General features: G+C 72.6%; 8 protein-coding genes. 3 read left to right on the forward strand and 5 right to left on the reverse strand.

Translation table 11 applies throughout. From position 1 onward, the window contains the following. Positions 1 to 79: 79 nt before the first annotated feature. From AC07A6_RS39650 to AC07A6_RS39660, 3 genes are all read right to left on the reverse strand, one after another. Positions 80 to 3,202: an efflux RND transporter permease subunit gene (locus AC07A6_RS39650; protein ID WP_478780342.1), complete on the reverse strand. Its 3,123-nt coding sequence runs from the start codon at positions 3,200 to 3,202 to the stop codon at positions 80 to 82. A gap of 145 nt (positions 3,203 to 3,347) precedes the next feature. Further along, positions 3,348 to 4,061, reverse strand: coding sequence for a response regulator transcription factor (locus AC07A6_RS39655; protein ID WP_362468715.1), 714 nt, complete (start codon positions 4,059 to 4,061; stop codon positions 3,348 to 3,350). Positions 4,062 to 4,074: 13 nt separating this feature from the next. Further along, positions 4,075 to 4,896: an adenosylcobinamide-GDP ribazoletransferase gene (locus tag AC07A6_RS39660; protein ID WP_478780343.1), complete on the reverse strand. Its 822-nt coding sequence runs from the start codon at positions 4,894 to 4,896 to the stop codon at positions 4,075 to 4,077. A 70-nt stretch (positions 4,897 to 4,966) separates the two neighbouring features. Here AC07A6_RS39660 and AC07A6_RS39665 point away from each other — a divergent pair, with 70 nt between their 5' ends. Continuing rightward, the gene (locus AC07A6_RS39665; protein ID WP_478780344.1) at positions 4,967 to 5,734 is read left to right on the forward strand and encodes a hypothetical protein; all 768 of its coding nucleotides are present in this window, start codon (positions 4,967 to 4,969) and stop codon (positions 5,732 to 5,734) included. Positions 5,735 to 5,837: 103 nt separating this feature from the next. Here AC07A6_RS39665 and pspAA read toward each other — a convergent pair whose 3' ends face one another. Beyond that, on the reverse strand, positions 5,838 to 6,116 hold the full coding sequence (pspAA, locus tag AC07A6_RS39670) for a PspA-associated protein PspAA (RefSeq protein WP_362468709.1): 279 nt from the start codon (positions 6,114 to 6,116) through the stop codon (positions 5,838 to 5,840). 14 nt (positions 6,117 to 6,130) lie between these two features. After that, entirely contained in the window at positions 6,131 to 6,925 is a 795-nt protein-coding gene (locus AC07A6_RS39675; protein ID WP_478780345.1) for a PspA/IM30 family protein, read from the reverse strand. Positions 6,926 to 7,203: 278 nt separating this feature from the next. Between AC07A6_RS39675 and AC07A6_RS39680 the strand changes: the two genes are divergently transcribed. Further along, complete coding sequence (locus AC07A6_RS39680) at positions 7,204 to 7,812, forward strand: DUF3043 domain-containing protein (protein WP_125818821.1); 609 nt, start codon at positions 7,204 to 7,206, stop codon at positions 7,810 to 7,812. Between the two features lie 113 nt (positions 7,813 to 7,925). Next, positions 7,926 to 8,633, forward strand: coding sequence for a class I SAM-dependent methyltransferase (locus AC07A6_RS39685; protein ID WP_362468704.1), 708 nt, complete (start codon positions 7,926 to 7,928; stop codon positions 8,631 to 8,633). Positions 8,634 to 8,967 lie beyond the last annotated feature (334 nt).

Consider the following 8,967-nt stretch of genomic DNA (forward strand, 5'->3'; position numbering starts at 1 on the left):
CAGAAGAGCAACCAGAGGAGACACCGACCCCCCCCCCCCCCCCCCCCCCCCCCCCCCCCCGGGCCCCTTCGCGCGTTGCTCAGACCCCGACCGGGGTCTCGTCCGCCGACGGGGTCGGGACCACCGTGAGGCGGGCCTTCTTCTTCGCCCGGCGGCGTTCCTTGCGGAGCTCGATCATCGTGTAGAGCGTCGGCACCAGGAGCAGGGTCAGCAGGGTCGAGCTGACCAGGCCGCCGATCACGACCACCGCGAGCGGCTGCGAGATGAACCCGCCCTCGCCGGTGACGCCCAGCGCCATCGGGAGCAGCGCGAAGATCGTCGCCAGGGCCGTCATCAGGATCGGGCGCAGGCGGTGGCGGCCGCCCTCGACGACCGCTTCGACGACGCCCAGGCCCTGCGCCCGGTACTGGTTGACCAGGTCGATCAGGACGATCGCGTTGGTGACCACGATGCCGATGAGCATCAGCATGCCGATCATCGCGGGGACGCCCATGGGGGTGCCGGTGGCGATGAGCAGGCCCAGCGCGCCGGTGGCCGCGAAGGGGATGGAGACCAGCAGGATCAGCGGCTGGACCAGCGAGCGGAACGTCGCGACCAGCAGCATGAACACGATCGCGATGGCCGCGAACATGGCCAGGCCCAGCGAGGCGAAGGCCTCGTCCTGGTCCTCGGAGACCCCGCCGATGGCGGCGGTGGCGCCCTCGGGCAGGTCCAGGGCCTTGAGCTTGGTCTGGAGCGCGGCGCTGACCGCGCCCGTATTGTCGCCGACCGGCTTGGCGGTGACGGTGGCGGCGCGGGCGCCGTCGATCCGGGTCATCGCGACCGGGCCGGGGATCTCCTTGACCTCGGCGATGTCACCGAGCCTGGCGGGGCCGACCGGCAGGGCCTGGAGCTCGGCCAGGGTGGCGGCGGGCTGCGCGGAGCGGATGACGATGTCCCGCTCGGTGTTGTCGAGCACGGCCTTGCCCACCGGGTTGCCGCGGACGGCCTGGGCGACGATCGCGCCCAGTGCGGCCTGGTTGAGACCGGCCTCGGCGGTCTTGGGGGTGGCGGTGACCGAGATGCGGGGCACGGACTGGGCCAGGTCGCTCTGGACGTCGGTGACGTCCTTGAGGGTGGCCACCTCGGCGCGGACCTGTTCGGCGGCCTTGGCGAGGACGGCGCCGTCGCCGGCCTTGACGACCACGCTCAGGTTCTGGCTGCCGAAGCCGCCGCCCGCCGAGATGGAGGTGTCGCCGATGCCCCGGAGCTTGCCGAGGGCGTCCTGGATGCGCTTCTTGACGGCGTCGGACTGGCCGGCGTCGTCCAGGGTGACCTGGAAGGAGGCCTGGTTGGTGCCGGTGCCGCCGCCGAAGGCCGCCAGGAACCCGGAGGAGCCGACGGTGACCTGGTGGTCCTTGACGCCCTCGATGCCGTCCAGGGCCTTCTCCACCTTGCGGGCGGCCTCGTCGGAGGCGGCCAGCGAGGTGCCGGCGGGCAGTTCCTGCTTGACCGTCAGGACGTCCTGGTCGCCCTGGTCGAAGAAGTTCGTCTTCAGCAGCGGGGTCATCCCGAAGGTGGCGACGAGGACGACGGCCGCGATGGCGACGCTGGTCAGCCGGCGGCGGGTGGCGAAGCCGAGGACCCGTACGTAGAAGCGCTGGAGGCGGCTGTTGGCCTCCTTCTCCTCCGCCTCGCGGCGGGCCCGCGCGCGGCTTTCGGCGTCCGCCGACGAGACGCCCTTGGGGGCGCGCAGGAACCAGTACGACAGCACCGGCACGACCGTCAGGGACACCAGCAGCGAGGCCAGCAGGGCGGCGGTGACGGTGAGCGAGAAGGAGCCGAAGAGCTCGCCGATCATGCCGCCGACGAGGCCGATCGGCAGGAAGACGGCGACGGTGGTGAGCGTGGACGAGGTGACCGCGCCGGCCACTTCCTTCACGGCGGTGGTGATCGCGGCCTCGCGCTCCTCGCCGTAGCCGAGGTGGCGCTTGATGTTCTCCAGGACCACGATCGAGTCGTCGACGACCCGGCCGATGGCGATGGTGAGGGCGCCCAGCGTCAGCATGTTGAGGGACAGGTCGCGGGTCCACAGCACGATCAGCGCGAGGACCACGGACAGCGGGATGGAGACCGCGGTGACCAGCGTCGAGCGGATCGAGGCCAGGAAGACCAGGATCACGATGACGGCGAAGACGAGACCGAGCAGGCCCTCGGTGGTCAGGCCCGAGATGGAGCGGGCGACGGCCGGTCCCTGGTCGCTGACGACGGTCAGCTCGGCGCCGGAGCCGAGCGTGGAGCGCAGCTCGGGGAGCTTGTCCTTGACGGCGTCGGAGATGGCGACGGCGCTGCCGTCCTTGTCCATGGTGAGGACGAGGGCCAGGCTGGGCTTGCCGTTGGTGCGGGTGATGGAGTCGGCCTTGGCCGGCTCCTGCTTGACGGCGGCCACGTCACCGAGGCGGACGACGGGCTTGCCGGGGCCCGCGGTCAGCCGGAGGTCCTCCAGCTGGGCGAGCGAGGTGTAGCCGGAGCCGACGCGGACGGTGCGGTTCTTGCCCTGCTCGTCGAAGGAGCCGGCGGGGACGGTCGTACCGCCCGCCCTGAGGCCCTCGGCGAGCGCGGCGCCGTCGAGGCCGGCGGCGGCGAGCTTGGCGTTGTCCGGGGTGATGGTGACCTGGAGGTCGCGGACGCCGTCGACGCTGACCTGGCCGACGCCGTCGATGTCCTCCAGGACGGGGACGACGGAACGGTTCAGCTGGTCGGCGAGCGCCTGCTGGTCCTTGTCGGAGGTGACGGCGAGGACGACGGTCGGGATGTCGTCGGTGGAGCCGGCCACGACCTGCGGGTCCACTTCGGCGGGCAGCCGGACGCGGGCCCGGTTGACGGCTTGCTGGACGTCGGCGACGAGCTGCTTGGTGCCGCTGTCGCCGTAGTCGAACGTGGCGCGGATGAGGGCGTTGCCCTCGCTGGCGGTCGAGGTGATGCCGGTGATGCCGTCGACGCCCTTGAGGGTGTTCTCGATCGGCTCGATCACCTGCTTCTCGACCACGTCGGGCGAGGCGCCCTGGTACGGCGCGAGCACGGAGACCATCGGGAGTTCGATGGAGGGCAGCAGCTGCTGCTTGAGCTGCGGGATGGCTATGGCGCCGAACAGGAGCGCCACGATCGACACGAGGCCGACCAGCGCTCTCTGGGCGAGGCTGAAGCGGGACAGCCAGGACATGGGTGTGGGATCTCTCTGCTGGTCGTTCGCGAGGGCCCCTCCAGCCTTCCGCACCCGGCAAGCCCGCTGCGTCGCTCCCAGGTGCCGTCCTTATGTGCGGCATACCGCGTCCGCAGTACTCCTTCCTACTGCGGTCCGCCGCGGGTCACTCGGCGCGCGGCCGGACCAGTCCCGATTCGTACGCGATGACCACCAATTGCGCCCTGTCGCGGGCCCCGAGCTTGGCCATGGCCCGGTTGACGTGGGTCTTCACGGTCAGCGGGCTGACCTCCAGCCGGGCGGCGATGCCGTCGTTGGACAGCCCGCCGGCGACCTGTACGAGGACCTCGCGCTCGCGTCCGGTCAGCGTGGCGAGCCGTTCGGCGTGGGCGGACCCGGTGGCGGGGGCGTCGGCGCGGCCGCCCTGGGCGAGGAAGCTGGCGATGAGCCCTTTGGTGGCGGCCGGGGAGAGCAGCGCCTCGCCGGCGTGCGCGACGCGGATGGCGTTGAGGAGCTCGTCGGGTTCGGCGCCCTTGCCGAGGAAGCCGGAGGCGCCGGCGCGCAGGGCCGCGGCCACGTACTCGTCGACCTCGAAGGTCGTCAGCATGACGACGCGGACGTCGGACAGCTCCGGGTCGGCGCTGATCATGCGGGTGGCGGCGAGTCCGTCGGTGCCGGGCATCCGGATGTCCATGAGGACGACGTCGGCCCGCCGTTCGCGGGCGAGGGCGTACGCCTGGGCCCCGTCCGAGGCCTCGCCGACGACCTCCATGTCGGCCTCGGAGTCGACGAGCACCTTGAACGCGCTGCGCAGCAGCGCCTGGTCGTCGGCGAGCAGGACTCGGATGCGGGCGGGGCCGGCGCCGTCGGGGTCTGTCATGCCGTCAGGGTATTCAGCCGAGGGCGAGGACCAGCAGGACGGTGGTCGCGGCGACCTCGCAGACGGCGCCGAAGACGTCCCCGGTGACCCCGCCGAAGCGGCTGACGCAGCGGCGGAGCAGGAGTTCGGCGGCGAGCAGGGCCGCGAGGACGGCAGCCGCGTGCTGCGCGGCGGCGAACGGGCCCGCCGGGAGGGCGGCGAGGGCCGCGAGGGCGACGACGGCGGCGGCCGCGCAGGCGGCAACCCGGTGCGGGACCACGCCGGCCACCGCCGCGCCGAGCCCCTCGGGCCGGGCGGCGGGGACGCCCTCGCGGGCGGCCAGGGTCATCGCGAGGCGGGCTGTGACGGCGGCGAGCACGGCGGCCAGGGCGCCCCGGATCCAGCTGTCGGCGTACGCGTTGGCCAGGGCGGCCACCTGGACCAGGAAGACGACGAGGAGGGAGATGACCCCGAAGGGGCCGATGTCGGACTGCTTCATGATCCGCAGGGCGTCCTCGGCGGGCTTGGCGCTGCCCAGCCCGTCGGCCGTGTCGGCCAGGCCGTCCAGGTGCAGTCCGCGGGTCAGCGCCGCCGGCACGGCGACGGCGACGGCCGCGGCGAGCAGCGGGCCGCCGCCGAGGACCAGCAGGAGCGTCCCGGGCACGGCGGCGAGCAGGCCGACGGCGAGGCCGGCGAGCGGGGCGCAGGCCATGCCGGTGCGGGCGGCGGGCCGGTCCCAGCGGGTGATGCGTGCGGGCAGGACGGTCAGCGTGCCGAAGGCGAAGCGGATCCCGTCGGCCAGGGAGGCGCGTTCCCCGGGCGGCTGCGGCAGCGGATCATCGGTCGAGTCTGTCATCGGCGCGAACGCTACCCGCTTACGGTGAGCGGTAAATTGCTCAATACGTGTCATATCGGGAGCGGGTGTCGTGGGTCACTGGTGGGAACGCAACATCATCGAGCCGGGCAAGCTCCCCCTGCTCCTCGCCCTGCTGTCCTTCGTGCTGTCGTTCCTGGTCACACGGGTGATCACGCGGCTGATCCGGGCCGGCCGGGGACCCTTCAAGAACATCACCCCGGGCGGGCTGCACGTCCACCACGTCGTGCCGGGCGTGGTCCTCGTCATCATCGGCGGGTTCGGCGCGATCGGCAGCGGCGGGCACAGCTTCGGCGCCGGGCTCTCGGCGGTCCTCTTCGGCCTGGGGGCGGGCCTGGTGCTGGACGAGTTCGCGCTGATCCTGCACCTGGACGACGTCTACTGGAGCGAACAGGGCCGCAAGAGCGTGGAGATCGTGGTGCTGACGGCCGCCGTGGTGGCGCTGGTGCTGGGCGGCTTCCTGCCCTTCGGCGTCAACGAGCTGTCGGCGGAGGAACGGCACAGCCGCGGGCTCGTCGTCATGAACACCGCCACCAACTTCTTCCTCGCCCTGATCGCCCTGTGGAAGGGGAAGCCGCGCACCGCGATATTCGGCCTGGTGATCCCCTTCGTCGCGCTGATCGGGGCGGTGCGCCTGGCCCGGCCCGGGTCCCCGTACGCCAAGCGCTTCTACGCCAACCGCCCGCGCGCGCGGGCGAAGGCGGGGCTGCGGGCCTTCCACCACGACCGGCGCTGGGCACGGCCCCGGCGCAAGTTCGAGAACTTCATCAGCGGGCTCTCCGACCCGGAGAAGCATCCCGCCGCCGACCGGCGCGAATAGCGGCGACGGCGCGGACGGCCGAAGGGCCCGCCCCCGTGCGGTACGGGGGCGGGCCCTTCGCGGTGTCGGTGAACGTGTCGTGCACGTACGTACCCCGGCAGCCTCAGCCCGGGATGAGGCCGTCGTCGCTGAGCATCGCCCGCACCTCGTCAAGCGTGGCGTCGGGCGCGGGCAGGATCAGCTCGGACGGCTCCAGCGCGTCGTCCGGCAGCGGGCTGCCCAGGCGCCGCACCGCGTCGAGGAGTGCGCCCAGCGTGCGCCGGAAGCCCTCCCCGTCGCCGGACTCCATCTCCTCCAGGAGCTCGTCGTCCAGCGCGTTCAGCTCGGTGAAGTGCTCGTCGGCCAGGCTGACCTGGCCCTCCCCCATGATGCGGACAATCATGACGGGCCCCTGTCCTACTGCTTGTCGAACCGGTGCTGGGTCTGGTGCGGCTGCGCGGTGCCGGGGGCGCCGCCCTCGATGGCCTGCTGCTGCGCGGACGGGCCGCTGGCCAGCTCGGCCTTCATCCGCTGGAGCTCCAGCTCGACGTCGGTGCCGCCGGAGAGGCGGTCCAGCTCGGCCTGGATGTCGTCCTTGGAGCCGAGGCCGCTCTGGTCGTCCAGGGCACCGGAGGCGAGCAGCTCGTCGATCGCGCCGGCCCGGGCCTGGAGCTGGGCGGTCTTGTCCTCGGCCCGCTGGATGGCGAGGCCGACGTCGCTCATCTCCTCCGAGATGCCGGAGAAGGACTCCGCGATGCGGGTCTGCGCCTGGGCGGCCGTGTAGGTGGCCTTGATGGTCTCCTTCTTCGTACGGAAGGCGTCCACCTTGGCCTGGAGGCGCTGCGCGGCCAGCGTCAGCTTCTCCTCCTCGCCCTGGAGGGTCTGGTGCTGCACCTCCAGGTCGCTGACCTGCTGCTGGAGGGAGGAGCGGCGGGACAGGGCCTCGCGGGCCAGGTCCTCGCGGCCCAGGGCGAGGGCCTTGCGGCCCTGGTCCTCCAGCTTGGCGGACTGGCTCTGGAGCTGGTTCAGCTGGAGCTCCAGGCGCTTGCGGGACGTCGCCACGTCGGCGACGCCGCGGCGTACCTTCTGGAGCAGCTCCAGCTGCTTCTGGTACGAGTAGTCAAGGGTCTCGCGCGGGTCCTCGGCCCGGTCCAGGGCCTTGTTCGCCTTCGCGCGGAAGATCATCCCCATACGCTTCATGACACCGCTCATGGGCTTCGCGCGCCCCCTTCTAGACGGACTGTGCTCCAGGTCACCGACAGGACCCACAGTACGGGCCCTGCCTCCATTACCGCACTGTTCGAGTACGGATGCGCTCCTCCTCCAGGACGAGTACCCCGGTGCCGTATCAGGCGTAAGGAGTAGGTGATCCCCGAGACCCCGGAAGCCCGGAATCCCGGGTACCGGAAAGAGGCCCGCACTCGGTAGACGCCCGCCGTTGCCGGATCGTTCCCCGCCGGGGTGGGGCCCGTGGCCCCGACCACGTAGGCTTGGGTTTTGTGTTTGGTAGCCGCTCCTCCAAGGAAGAGAAGGCCTCCGCCGCCGACAAGGTGAGCGCCGGCCCCTCGCAGCCCCGTGACCCGCAGGCCCCGAAGGGCCGCCCGACGCCGAAGCGTGCTGTGGCCCAGTCGCAGCGCAAGGCCGTGGTGGCCTCGACCGGCAACCGCAAGGAGGACGCCAAGCGAGCCCGCGAGCGTCGCCGCGAAGAGATGGCCAGGCAGCGCGAAGCCCTGGCCAACGGCGACGAGCGTTACCTGCCCGCCCGCGACAAGGGGCCGGTCCGCCGGTTCGTCCGCGACTTCGTGGACTCCCGCTTCTCGGTCGCCGAGATGTTCCTGCCGCTGGCCGTGATCATCCTCGTGCTGAGCATGATCCGGGTGCCCTCGATCCAGAACATCGCGCTGATGCTGTGGCTCGGCGTGATCGTCCTGATCATCCTCGACTCCATCGGCCTGTGGTTCCGCCTGCGCAAGGCGCTCAACGAGCGCTTCGCCGACGAGCCGCGCCGCGGCGCCGTCGCCTACGGCCTCATGCGCACCCTCCAGATGCGTCGCCTGCGCCTGCCCAAGCCGCAGGTCAAGCGCGGAGAGCGGCCCTGACCGGAGCGACGCCCGGAGCATCAGGGGCATCGTCGGGGGAGGGCTTCTCGGGGGGAGCCCGGCTGTGGCTGGAGGGACTGGGCGGACTGCGCAACGCCGTCCGCCAGGAACTCGTGGGCCGGCAGGTCGAGGAACAGATCACGCAGCGCTTCCCGGTCGGGCAGCGGCTGCGGGTCCTCGACGTCGGCATGGGCCAGGGCACCCAGGCGCTGCGCCTGGCCCGGGCGGGACACCGCGTCACCGGCCTGGAACAGGACGCCGCCATGCTGGCGGTCGCCCACGCGGCGCTCGCCGCCGAACCGGCCGGGATCCGCGACCGGGTCGAACTGGTGGAGGGCGACGGCCGGGAGACCGGCGCGCACTTCGGACCGGGCAGCTTCGACGTGGTGCTGTGCCACGGCGTGCTGATGTACGTGTCGGAACCCGACGCGATGCTCGCCGGGCTGGCCCGCATGCTCGCCCCCGGCGGACTGCTGTCCCTGCTGGTGCGCAACGGCGACGCGCTCGCCCTGCGGCCCGGGCTGGCCGGTGACTGGCAGGGCGCCCTGAGCGCCTTCGACACCGTCGACTACACGAACCGGCTCGGCCTGGACGTACGCGCCGACCGGCTGGCCGACCTGACGGCGACGCTGTCGGGCATCGGCGCGCCGCTGCACACCTGGTACGGGGTCCGCGTCTTCACCGACGGCACCGAGGCCGCGGCGGAGCTGCCGCCGGACGAGGAACTGGAGCGGCTGCTGGCCGCCGAGGAGCGGGCCGGGCGCACCGATCCCTACCGGGGGGTGGCGGCGTTGCTGCACCTGTGCGGAGTACGCGGCTAGCGCGGCCGGACTTCACGGAACCCCGGGGGACCACTCCCCCGGGGTTCCGCCGTTCCCCGACCGGGGCTCGACCCTGGCGGGGTGCGGGGTGCGGGTGCGCGGGCCGGGGTGCCGCTGCGCGGAGCCGTCCCCTACCCGCCCTTCCACCGTTCCCAGGGGCTCCGCCCCTGACCCCGAGACCGGACGCTCCGCGCCCGGTGCGCTCAAACGCCGCGCGGGCTGGATACATCCAGCCTCGCCGGCGTTTGAGGCGCGGGGGTGGGGGGGGGGGGGGGGGGGGACGGCGGGGGGGGGGGGGGGGCGGGGGGGGGAAAGGAAGGGAGGGGGGAAGGGG

The sequence above is a fragment of the Streptomyces sp. NPDC044002 genome, from assembly GCF_056434525.1.

What these genes read in the sequence shown, in the direction of transcription:
- AC07A6_RS39650 (WP_478780342.1), bottom strand. Translation starts at nt 3,202, where the DNA reads ATGTCCTGGCTGTCCCGCTTCAGCCTCGCCCAGAGAGCGCTGGTCGGC.
- AC07A6_RS39655 (WP_362468715.1), bottom strand. Translation starts at nt 4,061, where the DNA reads ATGACAGACCCCGACGGCGCCGGCCCCGCCCGCATCCGAGTCCTGCTC.
- AC07A6_RS39675 (WP_478780345.1), bottom strand. Translation starts at nt 6,925, where the DNA reads ATGAGCGGTGTCATGAAGCGTATGGGGATGATCTTCCGCGCGAAGGCG.
- AC07A6_RS39660 (WP_478780343.1), bottom strand. Translation starts at nt 4,896, where the DNA reads ATGACAGACTCGACCGATGATCCGCTGCCGCAGCCGCCCGGGGAACGC.
- pspAA (WP_362468709.1), bottom strand. Translation starts at nt 6,116, where the DNA reads ATGATTGTCCGCATCATGGGGGAGGGCCAGGTCAGCCTGGCCGACGAG.